This window comes from Nocardia sp. NPDC127526, assembly GCF_042672265.1.
Taxonomy (GTDB): domain Bacteria; phylum Actinomycetota; class Actinomycetes; order Mycobacteriales; family Mycobacteriaceae; genus Nocardia.
This window is the reverse complement of sequence record NZ_JBHXVO010000002.1, coordinates 166,192-187,814: the sequence shown is the minus strand read 5'-3', so window position 1 is coordinate 187,814 and position 21,623 is coordinate 166,192. Positions and strand designations below refer to the sequence as shown.

The 21,623-nt window shown below is 69.2% G+C and carries 19 protein-coding genes; 9 read left to right on the top strand and 10 right to left on the bottom strand.

The window, feature by feature from the left end; genetic code table 11:
* Positions 1-12: 12 nt before the first annotated feature.
* The 9 genes from ACFVIV_RS03960 to ACFVIV_RS03920 all read right to left on the bottom strand — a co-directional run bounded on the left by ACFVIV_RS03960 (position 13) and on the right by ACFVIV_RS03920 (position 10,137).
* Positions 13-1,590: a hypothetical protein gene (locus ACFVIV_RS03960; RefSeq protein WP_379193280.1), complete on the bottom strand. Its 1,578-nt coding sequence runs from the start codon at positions 1,588-1,590 to the stop codon at positions 13-15.
* A complete protein-coding gene (locus tag ACFVIV_RS03955; RefSeq protein ID WP_379193279.1) occupies positions 1,587-2,444 on the bottom strand; it encodes an alpha/beta fold hydrolase in 858 nt (285 codons plus the stop codon). The genes ACFVIV_RS03960 and ACFVIV_RS03955 overlap by 4 nt, the downstream gene beginning before the upstream one ends.
* Positions 2,441-2,773: a hypothetical protein gene (locus tag ACFVIV_RS03950; protein WP_379193278.1), complete on the bottom strand. Its 333-nt coding sequence runs from the start codon at positions 2,771-2,773 to the stop codon at positions 2,441-2,443. The genes ACFVIV_RS03955 and ACFVIV_RS03950 overlap by 4 nt, the downstream gene beginning before the upstream one ends.
* Positions 2,770-3,756 carry a phosphotransferase family protein gene (locus ACFVIV_RS03945; RefSeq protein WP_379193277.1) on the bottom strand — a complete coding sequence of 329 codons (987 nt, stop codon included), beginning with the start codon at positions 3,754-3,756 and terminating at the stop codon, positions 2,770-2,772. The genes ACFVIV_RS03950 and ACFVIV_RS03945 overlap by 4 nt, the downstream gene beginning before the upstream one ends.
* Entirely contained in the window at positions 3,746-4,963 is a 1,218-nt protein-coding gene (locus ACFVIV_RS03940; protein WP_379193276.1) for an acyl-CoA dehydrogenase family protein, read from the bottom strand. Before ACFVIV_RS03940 ends, ACFVIV_RS03945 begins: the two co-directional genes overlap by 11 nt.
* Positions 4,960-6,504 (bottom strand): flavin-containing monooxygenase, encoded by a 1,545-nt coding sequence (locus ACFVIV_RS03935; protein ID WP_379193275.1) that lies wholly within the window; start codon positions 6,502-6,504, stop codon positions 4,960-4,962. Before ACFVIV_RS03935 ends, ACFVIV_RS03940 begins: the two co-directional genes overlap by 4 nt.
* Complete coding sequence (locus ACFVIV_RS03930; RefSeq protein WP_379193274.1) at positions 6,501-8,087, bottom strand: flavin-containing monooxygenase; 1,587 nt, start codon at positions 8,085-8,087, stop codon at positions 6,501-6,503. Before ACFVIV_RS03930 ends, ACFVIV_RS03935 begins: the two co-directional genes overlap by 4 nt.
* 38 nt (positions 8,088-8,125) lie before the next feature.
* A complete protein-coding gene (locus ACFVIV_RS03925) occupies positions 8,126-8,983 on the bottom strand; it encodes an alpha/beta fold hydrolase (protein ID WP_379193273.1) in 858 nt (285 codons plus the stop codon).
* 83 nt (positions 8,984-9,066) lie between these two features.
* Entirely contained in the window at positions 9,067-10,137 is a 1,071-nt protein-coding gene (locus ACFVIV_RS03920) for a hypothetical protein (RefSeq protein ID WP_379193272.1), read from the bottom strand.
* 379 nt (positions 10,138-10,516) lie between these two features.
* Here ACFVIV_RS03920 and ACFVIV_RS03915 point away from each other — a divergent pair, with 379 nt between their 5' ends.
* The 4 genes from ACFVIV_RS03915 to ACFVIV_RS03900 are packed head-to-tail and all read left to right on the top strand — an operon-like array spanning position 10,517 to position 14,484.
* On the top strand, positions 10,517-11,371 hold the full coding sequence (locus tag ACFVIV_RS03915; protein ID WP_379193271.1) for an alpha/beta fold hydrolase: 855 nt from the start codon (positions 10,517-10,519) through the stop codon (positions 11,369-11,371).
* On the top strand, positions 11,371-12,927 hold the full coding sequence (locus ACFVIV_RS03910) for a flavin-containing monooxygenase (RefSeq protein WP_379193682.1): 1,557 nt from the start codon (positions 11,371-11,373) through the stop codon (positions 12,925-12,927). The genes ACFVIV_RS03915 and ACFVIV_RS03910 overlap by 1 nt, the downstream gene beginning before the upstream one ends.
* Positions 12,899-13,996: a carboxymuconolactone decarboxylase family protein gene (locus tag ACFVIV_RS03905; RefSeq protein ID WP_379193270.1), complete on the top strand. Its 1,098-nt coding sequence runs from the start codon at positions 12,899-12,901 to the stop codon at positions 13,994-13,996. The genes ACFVIV_RS03910 and ACFVIV_RS03905 overlap by 29 nt, the downstream gene beginning before the upstream one ends.
* A complete protein-coding gene (locus ACFVIV_RS03900; protein WP_379193269.1) occupies positions 13,993-14,484 on the top strand; it encodes an SRPBCC family protein in 492 nt (163 codons plus the stop codon). The genes ACFVIV_RS03905 and ACFVIV_RS03900 overlap by 4 nt, the downstream gene beginning before the upstream one ends.
* 19 nt (positions 14,485-14,503) lie before the next feature.
* On the opposite strand, the gene ACFVIV_RS03895 is transcribed toward ACFVIV_RS03900, so the two are convergent.
* A complete protein-coding gene (locus ACFVIV_RS03895; protein ID WP_379193268.1) occupies positions 14,504-14,887 on the bottom strand; it encodes a winged helix-turn-helix transcriptional regulator in 384 nt (127 codons plus the stop codon).
* Between the two features lie 98 nt (positions 14,888-14,985).
* Between ACFVIV_RS03895 and ACFVIV_RS03890 the strand changes: the two genes are divergently transcribed.
* From ACFVIV_RS03890 to ACFVIV_RS03870, 5 genes are all read left to right on the top strand, one after another.
* On the top strand, positions 14,986-15,885 hold the full coding sequence (locus tag ACFVIV_RS03890; RefSeq protein ID WP_379193267.1) for an MBL fold metallo-hydrolase: 900 nt from the start codon (positions 14,986-14,988) through the stop codon (positions 15,883-15,885).
* A 256-nt stretch (positions 15,886-16,141) separates the two neighbouring features.
* A complete protein-coding gene (xylA, locus tag ACFVIV_RS03885) occupies positions 16,142-17,320 on the top strand; it encodes a xylose isomerase (RefSeq protein WP_379193266.1) in 1,179 nt (392 codons plus the stop codon).
* A gap of 5 nt (positions 17,321-17,325) precedes the next feature.
* Positions 17,326-18,717, top strand: a complete 1,392-nt coding sequence (locus ACFVIV_RS03880; RefSeq protein WP_379193265.1) for a xylulokinase — start codon at positions 17,326-17,328, stop codon at positions 18,715-18,717.
* Positions 18,714-19,910 (top strand): ROK family protein, encoded by a 1,197-nt coding sequence (locus ACFVIV_RS03875; protein WP_379193264.1) that lies wholly within the window; start codon positions 18,714-18,716, stop codon positions 19,908-19,910. The genes ACFVIV_RS03880 and ACFVIV_RS03875 overlap by 4 nt, the downstream gene beginning before the upstream one ends.
* A gap of 353 nt (positions 19,911-20,263) precedes the next feature.
* Positions 20,264-21,583, top strand: coding sequence for a glycosyltransferase 87 family protein (locus ACFVIV_RS03870; RefSeq protein WP_379193263.1), 1,320 nt, complete (start codon positions 20,264-20,266; stop codon positions 21,581-21,583).
* Positions 21,584-21,623 lie beyond the last annotated feature (40 nt).

The window sequence follows — 21,623 nt, the reverse complement described above, 5'->3', positions numbered from 1 at the left end:
TCATGGTGTCCGTCAGGCTGATTCGGGAGCGGCGACCGGGATGGCGTGGGCCAGGAGGAAATCCGCGATGGCGGTGCTGACCGGCTCCCCGGGCAGATCCGTTCCGGTGACCATGTCGAGGTGGCGGTATCCGGTGGCGTACGTGCAGTCCGGCGGTGTGAGACGAGTGGCGCGCAGCAGGAAGGGCACGAGACTCGCTCGGTCGCCGAGCACATGCAGGCTGGGCAGCCGCGCCGCGCCCGCCGCGTGCCGATGCCCGGCCAGATCGTCGGCGCGCGCACCGGCCAGCGCGGTCCACAGGTCGTAGTGCACGCGCATGGGGAAGTAGCTTTCGAAGGTGGCCAGCGGTCCGGCGGCGAGCGTGCGCGCCAGCCGGTCCAGGTCGGCGGACCCGCCCGCACGCCAGCGGTAGAGCGCCGCGCGATCGGCCGGAACCCGCGTGGGCGCACCGAAGGTGGCGCGCACGGCCGCGCGGAGCCCGGGGATGCGATGGGCGATCCGGGGTGCGGGGAAGGTGGTGCGCGGCGCGGTGGGACCGTCGAGCCTGCCCATGCTCGAGGTCAGCGCATCGATCGGCAGATGCGGTGTGCCGGTGGCGAGTCCGAAGGCCGCGGCACCGGTGAGACGCAGTCCGCGCACGCTCGTCTCGGGTCGCAGCAGGTCGCGGTAGCGGCGCGCGCCGAGCACCCGCAACAGCGTCTCCCATCCCGCGGTTCGTGGCAGATGGCGCAGCACATCGGATTCCACCTCGCTCTCGCAGGCGGCGGCCACGCCGAGGATGTAGACGAGCGTCCACATCTTGGCGAGCGCGGTGCCCCCGGGCGGCGTGGCCGCGGGAATCAGGCCACGTCGCAGCCCCGCGACGGCGGCCCTGTGCACGGCGTCGGCCATCCGCCGCGCCCGGGGACGCTGATGCAGCCCCAGTGGATCTGTGCCGACCAGGGTGTCGATGGCGATGAGGCCCGCGCACAGCTCGTGTCCGGGCACGCCGTCGAAATCCCAGGCGGCGTACGCACCCGCCAGCAGCCCGCCCAGCGAATGACCGCCCAGGAACACCTTGGCGCGCCGGATTTCGGGATCCGGCAGTTCCCGCACCAGCACCTCGTGCTGATCCTCGACCACCCCGCGCAGGCCCAGTTCGGTGAGGAACCGCTGCCGGCCCGGTCCGCGGAACCCTTCGAACACCTTGTCGCCGAGCGGTTTTCCGTGGAAGTAGTAGTCGATGGCCAGCCCCGGGTCGGCGGTGGCGTAGGCGGCGTGCACACCGGTCAGATCGGTCGACCCCTCGCTGCGCCGCGCCAGCGACCACCACTCGATACGCGACCCGCGTTCGGCCGCCGCACGAACCACGGTGCGCGCCAGCGCATCCAGCGATTGCGCACCCGCCCAGGTCCCGGGATGCATCACGACGACGGCGTCGGCGTCGGCGGATTCGACCGGGCCGTCGACCGCCCGGTAGCGCAGATAGTGCAGCTCGTTCAGCCCGGCCGGCCGGTCCGGGGACGTGCCGGGCAGCGGTGAGGGCAGCCGGATGTGCCGGATATCGATGCCGTCCTCGACGGCGATGACGGTTTCTTGGCGGCTGGTCACCGTGTTCTCCCGAGGGTGGTCGTGTTCTCCGGCGTGGGCTGCGGCGGGTCGGCCCAGCACGCGTCGAGGAATTCGAGGATCACCGCGAGCGGGCGCTCGGGGTGGGTGTGCAGTTCGTACATGGAGTCGAGGCGCAGCTGGCGGCTGCCCGGCAGTTCCGCCAGCAGGGTCCGCACCTCGGAGTCGCGATGCAGCGGATCCTTCGGGTAACCGGCGATGAGCGCCGGGACGCGGATGGTCGTCCGTGCTGCGGGCGGGGGAGCGCCGCGGCCGGCCAGCAGGCCGCGCAGCAGGGCGGATCTGGCCCGCGGATCGCCGCCGAGGGCATCGAGGTACGTGTCCCGGATCAGGTTGTGGCCCCGGGGAATTCGTGCTGTCGCCGCCGCGATCACCCGCATGGCCGGGGCCAGCGCCGCGCTCGCGATCAGGAATGGCCCGAAGGCGATCATCGCGGCCGTGCGTGCGCCTTCGAGCACCGGTCCTTCCGCGATGAGGCCGCGCAATCGCCGCGGCGCGGTCAGCGCGACCTCGAGCGCGGTATTGGCGCCCAGCGACCGGCCCGCGAGCACCACCTGGTCGATGTCGAGCCGATCGAGGACCGCGAGCACGTAGTTCGCGAACAGCGGCATCGAATAGACGGCCGGATCGAGCGGACGATCGGAGCCGCCGTGCCCGAGCTGGTCGAGGCACAGCACCCGATAGCCGTGCCCGGCGAGCGCGGCGGCGAGGCGCTCATCCATGCGGCGATGGAACAGCAGACCGTGCAGCAGCACCACCACCCGATCGCCGTGCCCGTATTCGGTGTACTCGAAGCGATGGCCCAGCGCGTGCACGGACCCGGTGCGCCCGTTCATGGGTGCACCGTCCGGTCGTATCCGGGATGCACCACGGCCACCGCGCGGCGGACCTGATCGCGCAGCCGCAGGGCGTCGGCGATCAGACTCTGATCGTGTGCGCCGGAGCGGATTTCACGCGCGAGTTCGGCCGTGTCCGAGAAGGGCGCGGACGCCGCGGACAGTTCCCGCCCGGCCAGCTCGAGGACATGGACGACCACCAGCAGCCGTTTGCGGAGGGAGCCGTCGGCGCGCTCGGCCAGGACGCGCACCTCGCTCGCGGCGGCGGCCACCATCTCCCGGGCCGCAGCGGTGTCGCGGGCGTGGTCGTGGATTGTCGCGTCGCTCATCGTGTTTCCTCGAGCAGGTCCAGCAGGTCCCATTCGACCTCGGCGATCCGGCGGCCGATGGCGAAGCGTTCCAGATGCCGGTGCCCGCCGAGGCGGTAGGTCGATTCCTGCAGCAGGCAGTACAGGCCCCAGCGCAGCTGGCCCACGATCTCCCAGTACGCGACGGTGGCGGCGTCGAGTGCTTCGGGCGCGGTCTCGGCGTAGCCGTCGAGCAGTGCGGTGAGCCCGCCCAGGCCCCCCGCCCGCAGCGTGTCGCGTTCGAAACGCCAGGGCCGCAGGCAGAAGAAGCCGAGATCCTGGCCGGGGCAGCCGGGCGCGGCGAACTCCCAGTCGATCACGCCGGACAGCCCGCGGTCGCCGATCAGGAAGTTCCCGAGCCGGAAATCGCCGTGTACCAGCACGGTTCGCGACACGACGGGCCGGTGCAGTTCGAGCCACCGGTACGCGGCCGCGAGTACGGGGCGATCGGGGGCGAGGAAATCCAGCCCGCCGGCGAGTTCGGCCAACACCGCGTCGACGGGGTCGCCGCCGCGGGTCGCGTCGTCTGCGGGCAGTGCGGCGCGCGCTAGCCGGCCCGCGGCCCGCCCGATATCCCGGACCAGATCGTCGCCGCCGCTGCCGACCGGATCCAGCGCCTGGATCCGGTTGGGACTCGATGTCCCGGTGACGAATTCGCTGATCATGCCCGCACTGCCGAAGCGGCCGCCCGCGGGCTCGAAGCACACCGGGCGCGGCACCGGGACGCCCGCCGCGGCGGCCGCCAGCGCGGCCCGGTATTCGGCGTGGCGCGATGTCAGGGGTGTGCGCTCGTGCAGCGGATCGCGTTTGAGCACATAGCGCTGCCGGTCGGTGCCGATCAGCCAGGAGTCGCGGGAGGCCCCGCCCGGCAGGGGTTCGAGTGCGGGGCGGCCGCCGAAGTGTTCCCCCGCGTCGGCGAGCGCGGCGGCCACCAGGTCGGCGTCGGGCGCGGCGTCAGCGGTCACGATCGTGCCCCCGCCGCCGCAGTTCGTGTTTGGCGATGGTCATCAGATGCACCTCGTCGGCGCCGTCGCCGATGCGCAGTGCGCGGCTCATGGCCCAGAAGCGGGTCAACGGCACATCGTCGGAAAGACCCAGCGCACCGTGGATCTGCATGGCGCGGTCCACCACCTCCTGGGTGGCCCGGGCGGCATGCGCCTTGGCGATGGAGATCTCGCGGTAGGCGCGATGCTTGCCGGCGGTGTCGATGGCGTGCGCCGCGCGCAGCACCAGCAGCCGGGCGGCGTCGATGTCGATGCGATTGCGCGCCAGCATCTCTCGCACCAGCTGTGACTGTGCGAGCACCCCGTCCCGGTGCGGGCGGGTGGCCGCGCGGTCGACGGCGTATTCCTGGGCGCGTTCGGCCCAGCCGATGGAGCGCATGCAGTGGTGAATTCGGCCGGGCCCCAGCCGTTCCTGGGCCAGCAGGAATCCCGAGCCGGGGTGCGCGAGGACCGCGTCCGCTCCGACCCGCACGTTCTCGAGGCGCAGCTCCGCGTGGCCCGGCCCGCCCGCGTGACCGAAAATCGGTACCCGGCGCACGATGTCGAGCCCCGGGGTGTCCATGGGCAGCAGGAACATGGTGCCGCGCAGGTGCGGTTCGGCCCCGGGATCGGTGCAGGCCATGAGGATGCACAGCTGAGCGCCCACGGCATTGCTGATGAACCATTTGCGGCCGTTGATGATCCAGTCGTCGCCGGAGCGCACCGCCGTGGTGGTGATCCCGGTGGGATCGGAGCTCGCCACGTCGGGCTCGGTGAGCGCGAAGCAGGAGCGGATCTCGCCGTCGAACAGCGGGCGCAGCCAGCGTTCGCGCTGTTCGGGCGTGGCGTACTGGTGCAGGATCTCCATGTTCCCGGTGTCGGGGAAGTGGCAGTTGGTCACCATCGGAGCCCACATGCTGCGCCCGAGCAGCTCGCACACCTGCCCGTAGTCGACATTGTTCAGGCCGTGGCCGAGGGACTCGTCGGCCAGGAACAGATTCCACAGCCCGGCCTCGCGGGCCTGCTTGCGGAGTGCGATCATCAGCGGCCCGAAGGGTTCCGGGCCGTCGAGTGCGTCCATCTCCGCGTCCAGTTCGGCCTCGACCGGATAGAACACCTCCTCGAGGAAGGCCGCCAGACGCGCGCGGATCTCGATCCCGCGCGGGGACAGGGACAGGTCCGCGGTCACGCGGTTCTCCTTCCGCCGCGTCGCGTCGCGCCGGCATCCGGGCGGCCGAGGCTGTCGAAGCGATAGTGGTCCAGGGGGAAATGCCGGGCCCGCCAGAACATTTCCGGACCGGTGGCAGGACGCATCATGGGTGTGTCGCCATGGTGATCGAAGTAGTAGCTGTTGGAGCCGGTGCAGTTGGCGGCCTGGAAGACGGTATCGCGCTGGCGGCGCAGGATATCGGCGAAGTAGTCCCGGTGCGGCTGTTCGCGGATCTCCACATAGGTCGCGCCGCGCCGGTCGGCCTCGGTGAGCAGGCGCAGGGTGTGCGTGGTGGATGCCTCGATCATGGAGAAGTACGAGGGCCCGGTCAGCGAGTACGGCGCGAGGATCGCGAACATATTCGGGAATCGGGGCACGGTGACGCCCTCGTAGGCCTGATATCTGTTGTCGTGCCAGAACTTTCCGAGTTCCACGCCGTCGGTGCCGTGGACCGGGAACGGCGGGGTGTTGCCCAGTTCGAAGACCTTGAATCCGGTGGCCAGGATGAGCGCGTCGATCTCGTGCGTGCGTCCGTCGGCGGTCCGGACGCCGGTCGCGGTGATGCGTTCGATCGGCTCGGTGATCAGATCCACATCCGGCCGGGTGAAGGCGCGCAGATAGGCATTGGAGAACGTCGGGCGCTTGCACAGGAAGTCGTAGCGCGGGGTGAGCTTGTCCCGCAATACCGGATCGGCCACCTGCCGGCGCAGATGCGCGCGGCACAGCTGCTCGATTCCCTTGCGTAGCAGCGGGAATTGCCGTTCATAGGTGGAGCCGAGCACCATCACGGCCTCGGTCAGCGCCCCGGTGGCCAGGCGCACCGACGCCTGCGTGCCGGGAACGCGGCCGAAGACGCGGCGCACCGGCGCGGGAATGGGTGCGTCGAGCTTGGGCACCACCCAGATCGGCGTGCGCTGGAACACCGCCAGGTGCTCGACCCGGTCGGCGATGGCGGGCACCAGCTGCACCGAGGTCGCTCCGGTGCCGATGACCGCGACGCGCTTGCCGGTGAGATCGTAGTCGTGGTCCCAGCGGGCGGTGTGCATCGTCTTGCCGGTGAAGTCGTCGAGTCCCGCGATTGTCGGTGGTTTCGGCTGGGTGAGCCCGCCCACGGCGGAGACGACGAATCGGGCCGAGCCCTCGCGTCCGTCGGCCGTGGCGAACCGCCACAGATGGGCGTCCTCGTCGAAACGGGCCTCGGTGATCTCGGTGTCGAAGACGAGATGCTCTCGCAGACCGTACTTCTCGACCAGATGATCGGCATAGGCCTTCAACTCCCGGCCCGGCGCGTAGACCCGCGACCAGTTCGGATTCTGCTCCCACGAGAAGGAGTAGTTGAACGACGTGATGTCCACCGCCACACCGGGATAGGTATTGTCACGCCACGTCCCGCCCACATCGCCGGTCTGCTCCGCGATCAGGAAGTCGTGGTATCCGGCCTCCTTCAACTTGACCGCGACGCCCAGACCGGAGAACCCGGCCCCGACAATGCCGATGTGCGTATGCAGATCCCGCGTCATGCGCCGACCCCTTCCGCCAGCCGCCTCGTGCGCACCGGGCGCACGCCGAAGCCGGATCGCTTGAACTCGTAGTCGCTCAGGGCGAAAGTGCGGCTGTCCCACCAGGCCTCCATGGCGGAGGAGGGCCGCAGAATCGGGGAGTCGCCGTGTTTGTCGAAGTAGTAGCTGTTGGAGGCCGCGCAGTTGTTGCTGTAAAAAACGGTGTCGGGCTGGCGGCGCTGGACGTAGTCGAAATAGCGTTGATGCGCTTGTTCGCTCACCTCGATCCAGGTGGCTCCGGTGCGTCTCGCGTTCTCGAGACAGCGCAGGAAGTGCCGGACCTGGTTCTCGATGAGCTGGAAGTAGGAGCCGCCGGTGAACCCGTAGGGGCCGGAGATGAGGAACAGGTTGGGGAAGCCGGGCACCGTGGTGCCCTGGTAGGCCTGATAGCGGTTCTCGTCCCACCACTGGCCGAGCTCGCGGCCGGACAGCCCGTACAGGGGATAGGCGGGTGTATTGCCCTTCTCGAAAACCTTGAATCCCGTTGCCAGGATGAGCACGTCGATCTCGCGGTGGCGGCCGTCGCGGGTGACGACGCCGGTCGCGGTGACCCGCTCGATGCCGTCGGTCACCAGTTCCACATGCGGGCGGGTGAAGGTGCGGAAGTACTCGTTGGAGAATGACGGCCGCTTGCAACCGAATCCGTACCGCGGGGTGAGTTTGGCGCGCAGTTCCGGATCGGGCACCTGCCGGCGCAGATGGGCCGAGCACAGCGCTTCGATGCCCTTGACCAGCAGTGGCAACTGCCGATTGTGGACGATGCCCAGGGTCATGAACGTCTCGGTGAGCGCGGTGGTGGCCGCGCGCAGGGACTTCTGCGCCCCGGGCACCGTACGGAACAACATCCGCATCGGCGCCGGGATTTCGAGGTCGGGTTTGGGTGCGACCCAGATCGGTGTGCGCTGGTACACCGCGAGACTTCGCACGCGATCGGCGATGGCCGGGACCAGTTGGACCGAGGTCGCGCCGGTCCCGATGACCGCCACCCGCTTCCCATCGAGATCGATGCCGTGATCCCAGCGCGCGGTGTGCAGCGTCGGGCCGGCGAAGTCGGCCACGCCCGGAATATCGGGCAGTTTGGGCTGAGTGAGCACGCCCGGCGCACCCACCACGTAGCGGGAGGTGATCACCTCGCCGTCCGCGGTGGTGCCGCGCCACAGATGGTTCACCGGGTCGAACTCACCCGACACCATTCGGGTATTGAGCCGGATGTGCGGGCGCAGACCGTATTTGGCCACGCAATGGTCGGCGTACGCCTTGAGTTCGGTGCCCGGCGCGTACGCCCGGGACCACTCCGGATTCATCTCGAACGAGAAGGAGTAGGTGAACGAACTGACATCGACCGCGACCCCGGGATAGGTGTTGTCGCGCCAGGTGCCGCCGATGTCACCGGCCTGCTCCACGACGAGGAAATCGCGGATTCCGGCTTGCTTCAGCTTGATCGCGGCGCCGATGCCGCCGAATCCGGCCCCGATGACGAGCACCTCGTGATCGGGGACGGCGAGCGGCGGGCCGGCGGTGCGGCGGGTGGTTGCAGCAGTCATTGATGCACTCGACCTTCGATGGCGGTGACGGAGACCCGTCACCGGGAAACGGGTACCGCGGGGGCCGCGGCCGGGCGTGCGGCGGCGGGGATGTCCCAGCAGTCGGTGATGAAGCGGGTGATGGCCGGCGCCAGACGGTCCGGCGCGCGGCGTAGTTCGAGGATCGACCGGGACGCGAGGAAACGTCCGCGGCGGACATCGGCGGCCAGCGCCCGGTCGTCGGCGATCGGATGCACCGGATCGAACCGGTGCCCGATGACGAGCGTGCGGGCCTCGATCCCGCGACGCTCGTCGCGCGGCACCAGCGCACCGCCGGAGATGATGCCCTGCAAGGCTTCCGCCGATCGCCGGGGATCCTGGGCCACCCAGGTCAGCAGCAGATCGGGAATGCCGCCGCGTGTGCGCGGCAGCCGCCTCGCCAGCGTCGCGGGGCCGCGCACGATGGGCGCACCGTAGGTGCCCAGCAGCAAGCCAGGCACCGCCAGCGCGGCGCAGGCGGGCATGGCGTGTTCGAGCACCGGCGACTCGACGACCAGTCCGCGCACCCGCGCCGGGGCGTGCACGGCGGTCGCCAGCGCGATATTCGCCCCCGCGGAAGTGCCCAGCAACACGGTGTTCTCCAGCCCCAGCGCATCGAGCAGGGCGATCACCTGGCGGGCATAGGACGCCATCGTGTAGTGCCAGTACCCCGCGGGCCGGTCGGCCTCGCCGAAGCCGAGCGGTTCCATCGACACGACGTGTAATCCATTGGCCGCCAGCGCGATCGCGAGTCGGTCGTGCATCCGGCGCGGCATGAACAGTCCGGGCAGCAGGACGACGCTGCGATCCCCTTGTCCGCGTTCGTCATAGGTGATGCGGCCCGCGCCGACGCGCAGGGTCCGAGTGGGAGGTTCCATCGGTACTCCTCATTGAGCGATAGAAGAATATTACACTGTTGTATCTGAATGAGAAGCGGCACTTTCGCCGCGTCGGCGGGCGCTCAGGGCGCGAGCAGCATGCCGAACGCGCGGTAATGGCCTACCAGCAGGCACATTTCGAGCAGTTGCGGGATGTCGTAACCGTGTTCGCCGGTGAGCGCGGCCCAGGTGTCGTCGCTGAGGTAGAACTCGGTATCGAGTTCGTCGACCGCCCGCAGCAGGGCCGCTCGTCTCGGCTCCGGGCCCGGTGCGCCCGGGGTGCCGGCGGCGAGGGCGGCGGCTTCGGCGTCGACCGCGCAGCGCGCGTGCCATTCACCGATCGGGCCGCACCGCCACACCGTGCGCGCCACGATGAGCGCGATATCGGTGTCGGACAGGCGAAAACGTCGTCCATGGAACGCGCGGGCCGCGAGCAGCCGGGCGAACCGCCGATGCGTGCGCGCCAGCGCGGCGAGGACGGAAGGATCGCGGGGCAGCCATGCCGGGCCCGAGGACGGCACCGCCGCTTCGATGTGCGGCACCGGCGGGGCGAGCGGTTTGTCGGGACGCGGACGGCGTGCACCATGGGCGGTGGCGAGCGCTCGTATCGCGTGCGGCTCGAAGTTGATCAATTCGCCCGGTGGTGCGAACGTGCCGAACACCAGGGCGATGAGTTCGTAGATGCCGGTGATCAGGCGTAGTTCGTCGCACTGGCGCTCGGTGAGGTGTCGTCCCAATCGAGCCCGCGTGACGTCGGAAAGCGCTGCGGAGTCGTGCAATTCGTCCACCGCCGTCAGGACGGCCGCCGACCGCTCGTCCCAGTGGGCCGCGCCCGGGCCCTCGATGATGCCGGACAGGTAGGCGTCGCCGCGTCGCAGCAACCTGGCGAACAGGACATGGTTCTGCCATTCCGACCAGCCGCCGCTGGCGAAACTGGCGCGGAGCGCGACCAGTTCCCAGTCGCGCAGCGGAAGGCGCGTCAGCCCGGTGGCGTGGGCGCCGGTGATGAGGCTGCCCCACGGCAGGAACAGGCCGAGGTGATGCGCCGCGGGAACGGCGATCTCGGTATTGGGCGGAAACCAGCGCCAGGACAGATTCGGCCGGACGCGGTGGCGCGGGCGGGCCCAGCCCAGCCCGGTCGGTTCGGGCCTCATGTGCCGGCCTCCGCCGCACGGACCTCGGCCAGGCGTCTCGACGGCCGGGCCGGTCGATCGCCGGTGGGTATGGCGACGTCGGGTTCGAGCTGCATGGTGTCCTCCCTGGAACGCCGGTCGCGGTCGCCGGTGCGGCGAATCGCGCTGTGCGCCCGGTACTCTCCCCGCGGCCGGGGGCGTCGTCCGGTCCGTCATCGGTGACGCTAGGGATCGGGCGGGACGACCGGACAGGGCACCGGCCGCCACATGATTGACGTTGAGCGCCAGCGTCGGGCCGGCGTTGACAGTGCCCGCGGCGACCCGCCAGACTCTGGATACAACAGTGTCAACTTCATCCCCGCCCCGCCGACGGGCCGGATTCGCTCGACGAGGAGCAACCATGACACCTCCGCGCACACGGTGGTTCGACGCCGGCGGCCACCGCTTGGCCTACGACGTGCGGGGCGCCGGCCCCGACACGGTGGTCCTGGTCCCGGGGCTGCTTATGAGCCGCCGGATGCAGGAGCCGCTGGCGGACGAACTGGCCGCCGCCGGACTGCGGGTAGCGACCCTCGACCCCCTGGGCACCGGTGAATCCGACCGTCCCACCGGCAATTCCAGCTATTCGATGCGCGGCTTCGCCGAGCAGATCGTCGCGCTGCTGGACGAGCTGGCGGTCGACCGCGCCGTCGTCCACGGCACCTCCGCGGGATCGGCGATGACACTGGCGCTGGCCGCGCACGCACCGGATCGGTTGCACGGCATCGTCGTCGAGGGTCCGGTGCTGGATCGCTCCATCCTGTGCGCGACCGCCTGCGCGGGAGCGGTCCTGGCGGGCCTCACCTACGGCCGCCCGCTGGCCCGGCTGATCGCCCGGGGCGCGGGGCGGCTCCCGCGCGGCTTCGGGCTGGTGACCGATCTGACCCTCGACTGGCTGGCGCAGGATCCGCGCGCCTCCGCGGCCGTCGTGCAGGGCATGATCTACACGGGATTCAAGCAGCCCAAGGATATTCGGGAGCGACTGCGACCGCCCGTGCTGGTGATCGGGTACCGGTATTTCGATCCCATCCACCGGCCCGCCGACGCGCGTGCCCTGGCGGCGGAGGCCCCCGACGCCCGGCTCGTCCGGGCGCGCACGTGGCTCGAATTGCGTTCGGCTCCGCGCCGTCTGACGCCGGAGATCGCGAGCTTCGTACGCTCCTGCCACGCCGCGGCGGCAAGCGCCCGGGATACCGCGCCGGCGGTGACGGCGTGATCGCACCCGAGCACGACGTCGTGGTGGTGGGGGCCGGATTCAGTGGCATCGGCGCGGGAATCGAACTGAAGCGCAACGGGATCCACGACTTCGTCATCCTCGAGCAGGCCGACGATCTGGGCGGGACATGGCGCGATAACAGCTACCCGGGGGTCGCGGTCGACATTGCGTCCGCGGTGTACTCGTTCTCCTTCGAACTGAACCCGAACTGGTCGCGCACCTATGCGCCCGGCGCGGAATTGCAGGCGTACGCCGCACACTGTGCCGCGAAATACGAAGTGCTGCCGCATATCCGGCTGCGCACCAGGGTGCACGAGGCCCGCTTCGAGGAGGCGGGCGATCTGTGGCGGCTCACCATCGAGCACACCGATACCGGAGAGCGTGCCGAGACGACCGCCCGTTTTCTCATCGGCGCGACCGGTGGGCTCACCCAGCCCAAGGCCCCCGATATCGCGGGGCTCGCCGGATTCGGCGGCGTCACCATGCACACCGCCCGGTGGGATCACTCGGTGAATCTGACCGGTAAGCGGGTGGCGGTGATCGGCACGGGGGCCACGGCCGTCCAGGTCGTCCCGGCCATCGCACCGGAGGTGCGGCGGTTGACCGTCTTCCAGCGCACGCCCATCTGGTGCGTCCCCAAACCCGACCGCGCCATCTCCGGCACGGAGCAGGCCGTCTACCGGCGTCTGCCGGCCGCGCAGCGAGCCATGCGCTATCTGCAGGCCTCGGTCACCGAAACCGTCATGGTGGGAATCCGGCTGTACTACAAGCGGATTCCCTGGGCCAATCACGCCGTGGAACGGATCTGCCTCGCGCATCTGAAACGGCAGGTGCCCGATCCCGCACTGCGCGAGCGGCTGACGCCGCGCTACGGCTTCTGGTGCAAGCGGCCCACCTACTCCAATGACTACTGGCGCACGTTCACCCGGGACAATGTGGGCCTGGTGACCGATCCGATCGCGAGGGTCACCCGCACGGGCATTCGCACCACGGATGGCCGACTGCACAAGATCGACGTGCTGATTCTCGCGACCGGTTTCAAAGTCTTCGAGATCGGCAATACGCCACCGTTCCCCGTGTACGGTCGCGACGGCGTGGAACTGGGCCGGTACTGGGACGAGCAGCGCTACCAGGCATATCTCGGCGCTTCGGTGCCGGGCTTCCCCAATGCCTTTCTTATGCTCGGGCCGTACGCGCTGACCGGCGGCTCCTGGTTCCAGCTGGTGGAGAATCAGGCCCGCCATGCCGTGCGCGTCCTGCGGGAGGCCCAGCGCCGCGGCAGTTCCCGCGTCGAAGTCCGGCCGGAGGCCCATCGCCGCTACTTCGAACAGGTGCAGCGGCGTCAGCGCGGGACCGTGTTCTTCAACCACGACTGCGGCAATGCCAACAGCTATTTCTTCGACCGCCACGGCGACGCGCCGTTCCTGCGGCCCGGGCTGGCGGTGGAGGCCTGGTGGGATGCCCGCAGATTCGACTTGAACGACTACTCCTACAGCACGGCTCCGGGCAGACCGAAAGGGGTGAGCGATGACCGGGAACTCCTGGCGCACAGGTGATGTCATCGGCGACACCGGCCCGTTCGGGCGAGGCACCGGCCGGCTGCTGCGCCGATTCCGCTACTCCGCGCTCACACCCGAGGACTGCCGCGCCGTCGCACACCACACCGCCCGGCTGGCGGGATGCGCTGCGCTGCGCGGGCACTGGGAGGATAGGGATCCGGAGCAGCTCACGCGGAGCGGACGCCGCCGTGTGCTGCTCGAGTCCGTCGAGGAATTGCACCGTGACCGGTATCTCGGCGATGCCCGGTGGGCGGCGCTGGACCTCGACGCGGCGCAGCGCGTCGAACTCTGTTTCCTGGTCGGGCACATAGATCTGATCGCCATGCTGTGCAACAGCTTCGATCGCACACTGGACGACACCGCGACCGTCACCCCGCTGCGGACCGGGCGCAGCCTCGACGCACCGGGCTGGCTGTTGCCCGACGCGCCCAGGCTGCCGCCACCCGGCCGCTCCGATATCGGCGTTCGCACCTGGCTTTTCTCCAAGGGCGTCGGACTGCTGAACGGCGGGGGAGCCGTGGACGGCGTGGAGATGTTCTCGCGCAGTCCGGAGTTGTTCTGGAGTGTGGCCCCCTTCCTGGTCAGCCTCGGTCCGCTACGCCTCGGGCGGGAACTCGGCGAGCTGATCACCCTGCGCGCCACCTGGAATGTCGGTTCCGAATACCACTGGGGTCACCACGGTCGCGCCGCGCGCTTCATCGGACTGAGCGAGTCGGACATCGCACGCATTCCCGATGGGCCGTCCGCAGCCGGGTGGTCCGACACCGAAATCCTGGCGCTCACCGCCGTCGACGAACTGCACGAGCGGCGCAGCCTTTCGGATACGACCTGGAAATCGCTCACCGCCGCGTTCGACACCCGTCAGATCGCCGAAATATGCCTGCTCACCGGCAATTACGAAATGCTCTGCATGGCGCTCAACAGTTTCGGCATCCGATTCGAACCCGATGCCTGGCAGGGCGGTGCGGCCGCGCCGCTGTGGTCGGCCCTCGCTCACCGCGGCGCCCGACGCGCCGCCGCACGCACGGCCCGACCGCACCCCGAACCGATCAGGAGACACCGATGACGCCCACCCGCACCTTCACCACCGAGACCGTGATCGACGCACCCGCAGAACAGGTCTGGGAGGTCATGGCGGATATGCAGCGGTGGCATCGATGGAATATCTACCCGTTTCGCTTCCGCTCCAGCCTGACCCCGGGCGCGCGGCTCTGGTTCGGCCCGCTCTTCCCGATCCCGTTCGGCCGCATCCGCGTGGTCGACCCCGGCCGGGAACTGGCCTGGGGCGGACGCGTCGGCCGCCTCTTCGACGTGACCCACGGCCTGACCCTGGTTCCGCTGCCGGACGGCCGAGTCCGGCTCGTCAACCGCGAACACCTCACCGGCCCGCTGATCGCGGTGATTCCCCGAGCGGTCACGCCGCTGTGGTGCGCGGTGATCGGCACCTTCGATAAGGGGCTCAGCCATCGGATGCTGCTCGACAGCACCGGGTCGGCCGTCCGCAGGATGGCCAGCAGCCCGCCGAGCGAATCCACCAGCTCACGTTCCCGCTGAGTTTCGCGGCTCCATCAAGTCATCGGTCGGGATCGCCGGATTGCTTGTCCGGCAGCGTGATCCATTCCAGCGCCCACTGGTTGAGGTGTAGGAGCACACCGCCGAGGGCGAGTCCCTTGTCGGTGAGCCGGTATTCGATCTGCACCGGTGTGCTGGGATGGACGATGCGGTCGACGAGTCCGGCGGCTTCCAGGTCTTTGAGTCGTTGCGAGAGCATCCGGTCGGTGATGCCGGGAATAGTGGCGGCCAGATCGCGGAAACGCATACTGCCGGTGATCAGCGCGCGCAGTACCGCACCGGCCCAACGTCGGCTCAACAGGTCCATGGCCGCCGCGTAGTAGGGGCAGTGGGCATCGATCGCCGGCGTTGGGGGTTCACCGCTGCCGGTATTGGTCACGGTCACCGAGAGGGTCCTTCCCGCGAGTTCGAGGTTCGGCCGCCCGCCACGTATCGGTTCGATTCGACGGTGAGACGGCACACATGTAGCAAACTAACAAAACCATGGCTACTATTCATTGTATAGCGAATCCTTCGAGCAAGGAGATGCCAATGAACGCCTCTGCACCTACTCCGCTCCGCTACGACACCTTCGTCTCCGACTTCACCCCGATCGTGGGCGGGCCACTACCGGTCGGCTTCCCCAGAGTCTGGTCGCCAATGGCAACAACCCTGATCAGCGGAAAACGCGACGCGGTGCTGGTCGATCCACCCTTCACCCTGGACCAGATCCAGCACACCGGCGATTGGATCGAGAAATCCGGAAAACGCTTGACCGCGATCTACATCACCCACGGGCACGGCGACCACTGGTTCGGCGCACCGGCACTGGCGCATCGATTCCCCGGCACCGCGGTATACGCGACCGAGGGCACCATCGAGATCATGCACGAACAGGCAGGTGCATCGCGTGAGCAATTCTGGGACAAACTGTTTCCGGGCCAGCTACCCGACACCCCGGTCATCGCCCGGCCGATACCCGCCGACGGCATGGAACTGGAAGGGCAACGGCTGCACGCCATCGAGGTGGGACACACCGACGGAGACGCGACGACAGTGCTACACGTCCCCTCCATCGGCCTGATCGTCGCGGGCGACGTGGCCTATAACGGAGTTCACCAAATGCTCGCCGAAGCCGCGCACGGCGGACTCGAATCCTGGCTGCGCGCAATCGATACCGTCGCGGCGCTGCAGCCACGCGCTGTCGTGGCCGGCCACAAGAACAAGGAACTCCCCGACACCCCCGCAATCCTCGATCACACGCGTCGATACCTGCTCGACGCACAGCGCCTGCTGGCCGACAAACCCGGCCCCACCGAGTTTTACGAAACGATGCTCTCCCTGTACCCCGACCACCTCAACCCGGCGACCGTGTGGTTGTCGGCCCATCAACTGCTCGGGTGACGTCCCCAGCTTCATGCCGCAGCGGAAATTGTCGAGAACAGCGAATCCGACCTACGCGGCGTTACCGATATTTCGGGTACTTCGAGATTCAGCCGTTCATCGTCACCCTGGCGGGCATGTTCCTCGCCCGCATCACCGACCGGACCGAATGCCGCTGCACGACAGTGTATTCGGCGGTTCTCCCGGCAGACCGTGCGTGTCGTCAGTAGGCTCGGCCGCACTTAGTTCAATGTCTGAACAAAGTGAAGGAATGGATATGTCGACGCCGACTCCTATGGACAAGTTCTCGTTCGGTTTGTGGACGGTGGGATGGCAGGGGAGAGACCCGTTCGGGGATGCCACCCGGTCCGAGCTGGATGCGGTCGAGGCCGTGCATCGGCTCGCGGAGCTGGGCGCCTACGGTGTGAGCTTCCACGACGATGATCTGTTCCCGTTCGGGGCGTCCGCCGCCGAACGGCAGCAGCGGATCGAGCGGTTGCGCAAGGCGCTGGCCGAGACCGGAATGGTGGTGCCGATGGTCACCACCAACCTGTTCACCCATCCGGTGTTCAAGGACGGCGGGTTCACCAGCAACGACCGGGGGGTGCGCCGGTTCGCGCTGCGGAAGGTGCTGCGCAATGTGGAGTTGGCGGCCGAGTTGGGTGCGCGGACCTATGTGCTGTGGGGCGGGCGCGAGGGTGCGGAGTACGACAGCGCCAAGGATGTGCGCGCGGCGCTGGACCGCTACCGCGAAAGCCTGAACGTGCTCACCGAATTCGTGCGCGATCGCGGGTACGAGGTGCGCTTCGCGCTCGAGCCCAAACCCAACGAGCCGCGCGGGGACATCCTGCTGCCGACCGTCGGGCACGCGCTGGCGTTCATCACCACGCTCGAGCATCCGGAGCTGGTCGGGGTCAATCCCGAAGTGGGACACGAGCAGATGGCGGGATTGAACTTCGCGCACGGGATCGCGCAGGCGCTGTGGCAGGGCAAGTTGTTCCACATCGACCTGAACGGCCAGCGTGGCGTCAAATACGACCAGGACCTGGTGTTCGGGCACGGCGATCTGATGAACGCGTTCGGCCTGGTCGACCTGCTGGAGAACGGCGGCCCGGACGGGGCGCCCGCCTACGACGGCCCGCGGCACTTCGATTACAAGCCCTCACGGACCGAAGACATTGCGGGCGTGTGGGATTCGGCAGCCGCGAATATGCGCACATATCTGCTGTTGAAGGAGCGCGCCCGGGCCTTCCGCGCGGATCCGGAAGTGCGGCAGGCGTTGTCGGCGGCAGGGGTCGGTGACCTGCGCACCCCGACGCTGGCCGCTGGGGAGGGGTACGCGGATCTGCTGGCGGAACCCGACGCGGATTTCGATCCGGACGCCGCCGGTGCACGCGGATACGGGTTCGTCCGACTGAACCAGCTGGCGCTGGAACACCTGCTCGGCGCACGGTGAGGCGGATGACGCTGGTCGCGGGGGTCGATTCCTCGACCCAGTCGTGCAAGGTCGTCATCCGCGAGGCCGAGACCGGGCGGCTGGTGCGGTCCGGCCGGGCGGCGCATCCACCCGGCACCGAGGTGCATCCGGAAGTCTGGTGGTCCGGGCTGCTCGCGGCCTTCGCCGACGCCGGCGGTCTCGACGATGTCGCGGCGATCAGCGTGGCCGGGCAGCAGCACGGGCTGGTGTGCCTGGATGAATCGGGTGACGTGGTGCGAGACGCGTTGCTGTGGAACGACACCCGCTCGGCCGATGCGGCGCGGGACCTGGTCGCCGAACTCGGCGCGCCGGTCTGGGCGCAGCGCACCGGGTCGGTCCCGGCGGCCTCGTTCACCGTCACCAAACTGCGCTGGCTGGCCGAGCACGAGCCCGGCAACCTCGCGCGCACCGCGGCGGTCTGCCTACCGCACGACTGGCTCACCTGGCGCTTGCGCGGCGGCGGGACAGCAGAGCTGACCACCGACCGGTCCGACGCCTCGGGAACCGGCTATTTCGATTCCCGCACCGGCGAGTACTGCCGTGATCTGCTCGAATTGGCGTGCGGCCGTGGTGATCTGATCCTTCCGAGGGTGCTCGGGCCGAGGGAATCGACCAGCTCGGCGGCCGGGCCGCGACTGGCCGCCGGTGCGGGCGACAACGCGGCCGCCCGGCTGGGACTGGCCGCGGGCGCCGATGTGGTGGTATCGCTGGGCACCTCGGGTGTGGTGTCGGCGAGCTCGGCCCTGCGCCCGGCCGACCCGACCGGGATCGTCGCCGGTTTCGCCGATGCCGCGCACGGCCATCTGCCGCTGGTGTGCACCCTCAATGCCGCCCGCGTGCTGGACACCGTCGCCGGTGTGCTCGGTGGCGGACTGTCGAGATTGAGCGAGCTGGCGCTGTCGGCGGCGCCCGGGGCGAACGGTGTCGTGCTGGTTCCGTACTTCGATGGGGAGCGAACTCCCAACCTGCCCACCGCGACCGGGGCGCTGCACGGCCTCACCACCGCCACCGCGACACCGGCCAATATCGCCCGCGCCGCCGTGGAGGGCGTGCTGTGCGGGATCGTCGCCGGGCTGGAAGCCTTGACCGCCCAGGGTGTTTCGATCAGCGCGGTGCGGTTGACCGGTGGTGCGGCCGCGCTCGAGGCGGTGCGGGAGATCGCGCCCACGGTGTTCGGTGTGCCGGTGCTGGTGCCCGAGCCCGGCGAATACGTCGCCGACGGCGCGGCCCGGCAGGCCGCGTGGGCGCTGCGCGGCGGTGCCGAGGCGCCCGCATGGCCCGAATCGGCACCCCCGGTGCGGCGCTACGAGGCTCCGGCGGCGGACGCGGTGCGGGAACGTTACCGGACCGCCCGGTCGAAGTATCTCGAGCGATGAGTCCGCCGGGCCCGGTTCACCTGCGGCAGGTGCGCACCGGAAATCTGCAGGCGCTGCTGCGGGCCGTGCTCGACGGACCGGCCTCGCGAGCCGACCTCGCCACGCGCACCGGCCTGACCAAGGCCACGGTCACGAGCTTGGTGGAACCGCTGCTGCGGCAACGGATTCTGACCGAGGACCCGGTCGTGAACACCGGGCGCGGGCGGCCGTCGCGGCCGTTGCGGTTCGCGGAGGAGGCCCCCGTGGCGGTCGGCGCGGAGATCAATGTGCGCCACCTCGGCGTCACCGTGCAACGACTCGACGGCACCACCGTGGCCGAACGGCACATCGACCTCGACAATCGGCACCGCGACGCCGATGATCTGATCGACCGGCTCGCCGACCTCGTCCGCACCACGATCACCGAATCGGGTGTGGCACTTCTGGGAATCGGGCTGGCCGTGCCCGGCATCGTGCGCGAGGGGACGGTCGTGCACGCGCCCAATGTGCCCGGTCTCACCGATGTTCGCATCGGTGACCGCCTGGCCGCCGCGCTCGGGGAGCCGGCGGTGGCGGTGGACAACGAGGCCAATCTCGCCGCCCTCGCACACCTGTGGCCGCACCGCCTGGCCGGGGACGACTTCGTCTATGTCTCCGGCGATGTCGGCATCGGCGCCGGAATCGTGCTGGGCGGATCCCTGTTTCGCGGGCGCGGCGGGTTCGCCGGTGAACTCGGGCACGTCGTCATCGAGCGCGGCGGTCGGCACTGCGCCTGCGGCGGCCAGGGTTGCGTCGAGCAATACGCGGGGTTGCGGGCGATCCTCGCCGCCGCGGGCGCGCCGGGACTCGACGCGCTCTGCCGCGCCCTGCGCCGGGGCGATACGCACAGCCGCGCCGCCGTCAATTGCGCCGGTTCGGCGTTGGGCACCGCACTCGCGTCCTTGATCAATGTCTGCGATGTCGCGACCGTCGTGCTGGGCGGCTGTTACGCAAGCCTTTTCGACGACCTCGCCCCCGGCGTCCGCGCCGAACTCGGTATCGGAGTCCTCGCCGCCGCCCGCCGCCCGGTCACGCTCACCGTCTCACCGCTGGGCCGCGCCGCGGTCGCCCGCGGCGCGGCCGCGCTCATCACCCGCCGCAGCTGCCTCGAACCCGAACTCCTGCTGGCTCCCGGCCCGAGCGCAACCGGCGACCGGCGGAGCACAACGGTGTGACGCGGTGCTCTGGACGACTTCGGTCCTGTGCGGCAAGCGGCCACGGTCGGCCTCGCCACGCCGGCCATGGCGTGGCCGGACGCTGCAGCAGTTGGCCGCACGCACCTGCTTGTCGACGATTCGCTCCCCGATGAAGACGTGGATCGGTGTGTCCATGACGAACGAGGCGATGGCCATCTGTAGTGTGCCGGTTCATCGCTCTCAGCTACAGGGTGGCTAGTCGCGTTGGACGGCCGTTGTTCGCTGCGGGCAACAGAAGTGTCGCGTCGATGCGGACCGGCCGGCTTCGGATCGCATCGACATGCCCGTATTCGATCGAGGAGGCGGCAGTTGAGGCGTATTCCGTGGTGAGCGTGGCCGAACGGGGCAGTGCCGGGCGTGCGGACAGCGCCGTCTCCGCTGTCCCGATCGGGGCGAAACTACTGGTCGTCGCCGGTGTCGCCGCTGCGGTCGTGCTGTGCTGGCAGGTCTCCGCGATTCCGATCGGCAATCCGTACTACGGACTGTTCAGCAATCACGTCGACTCGTGGGTCTATCGTGCGGGCGGAGCCGCGGTATTGGCGGGGGACGGGCTGTACGGCGGTCCTGTCTTCTTCGAGATGATGTTCACGTATCCGCCTTTCGCCGCGGTGGTCTTCGTGCCCCTTGCCGTGCTGACGCCGATGGCGGCGAATGTGCTGTGGTGGTTCGCGACGTTCGTGGCGCTGGTGGGCATTGTCGGACTCAGCCTGCGCAGCCTCGGTTACGGCAACACGCGGCGAATGTGGACGCTTGCGCTGTTCCTCGCTGTCGTGTCGACTGCGTTCGAGCCGGTGCGAACGACGATTTGGCTGGGTCAGATCAACGCGTTCATCGTGTTGCTGATCCTGTGGGACCTGACCCGCCCGCAATCACGTGTGCGAGGCGTGGGTGTCGGCGTGGCGGCGGGGCTCAAGCTGACTCCGGCCTTCTTTCTGGTCCACCTGGCCCTCACCCGGCAATGGCGGACCTGCGGGATCGCCGTGGCGGCGCTGGCGGCCACCATAGTGGTCGGATTCGTTGCCGCCCCCGCGGATTCGTGGGCGTACTGGGGCAGGGAGTTCGTCGACTCCGCCCGGGTCGGCGCGGTCGATTCACCGGCGAACCAGTCCGCCAATGGTTTTCTCGCCCAAATGCTGAGGTACTACGAGGTCAACCGGTACCTCCATATCGAAGCGGGGCAGTCGGTGTTCGTGCCGCCCCTGTGGATGTGGCTGATGCTCGCGATCCCGTTGGGGGCCTTGGGATTGGCCGCCGCGACCCGCGCGTATCGGCGGGACCGGAAGCTGCTGGCGGTGGTGATCACCGGAATGACATCGGCAACGGTGTCTCCCTTCGCATGGGGTCACCACTGGGTGTGGTTCGTGCCGCTGTTCGTACTGGCGCTCCACCATGGCGCGACGGCGGCCGGCCGGATCCGCTGGCTTCCGGCGGCTGCCCTGCTGGCGGTCGGCTTCTGCTGGTGGTGGGAATACCCGACCCGGGATCCGATCGAAGACGCGCCGTACCCGATCGGGTTGGGGCTGTTCATGCTGCCGCGCGATATTCCGGAGTGGTGGTCGAACATCACGGTGCCGCTCTATTCCGTGTGCTACCCGGCGGTGCTGATCGTCACGGCCGGTTACGTTCTGTGGACCGCACGGCGCGAGCGGTAGATGACGCTGTCCATCGCAGCAGCACCAGCGAGTGAAATTG

Bases quoted from the DNA above. Each gene is read 5' to 3' on its own strand.
- ACFVIV_RS03955 (WP_379193279.1), bottom strand. From the start codon at position 2,444: ATGAACGGGCGCACCGGGTCCGTGCACGCGCTGGGCCATCGCTTCGAG.
- ACFVIV_RS03950 (WP_379193278.1), bottom strand. From the start codon at position 2,773: ATGAGCGACGCGACAATCCACGACCACGCCCGCGACACCGCTGCGGCC.
- ACFVIV_RS03935 (WP_379193275.1), bottom strand. From the start codon at position 6,504: ATGACGCGGGATCTGCATACGCACATCGGCATTGTCGGGGCCGGGTTC.
- ACFVIV_RS03930 (WP_379193274.1), bottom strand. From the start codon at position 8,087: ATGACTGCTGCAACCACCCGCCGCACCGCCGGCCCGCCGCTCGCCGTC.
- ACFVIV_RS03925 (WP_379193273.1), bottom strand. From the start codon at position 8,983: ATGGAACCTCCCACTCGGACCCTGCGCGTCGGCGCGGGCCGCATCACC.
- ACFVIV_RS03920 (WP_379193272.1), bottom strand. From the start codon at position 10,137: ATGAGGCCCGAACCGACCGGGCTGGGCTGGGCCCGCCCGCGCCACCGC.
- ACFVIV_RS03915 (WP_379193271.1), top strand. From the start codon at position 10,517: ATGACACCTCCGCGCACACGGTGGTTCGACGCCGGCGGCCACCGCTTG.
- ACFVIV_RS03905 (WP_379193270.1), top strand. From the start codon at position 12,899: ATGACCGGGAACTCCTGGCGCACAGGTGATGTCATCGGCGACACCGGC.
- ACFVIV_RS03900 (WP_379193269.1), top strand. From the start codon at position 13,993: ATGACGCCCACCCGCACCTTCACCACCGAGACCGTGATCGACGCACCC.
- ACFVIV_RS03890 (WP_379193267.1), top strand. From the start codon at position 14,986: ATGGCTACTATTCATTGTATAGCGAATCCTTCGAGCAAGGAGATGCCA.
- xylA (WP_379193266.1), top strand. From the start codon at position 16,142: ATGTCGACGCCGACTCCTATGGACAAGTTCTCGTTCGGTTTGTGGACG.
- ACFVIV_RS03880 (WP_379193265.1), top strand. From the start codon at position 17,326: ATGACGCTGGTCGCGGGGGTCGATTCCTCGACCCAGTCGTGCAAGGTC.
- ACFVIV_RS03875 (WP_379193264.1), top strand. From the start codon at position 18,714: ATGAGTCCGCCGGGCCCGGTTCACCTGCGGCAGGTGCGCACCGGAAAT.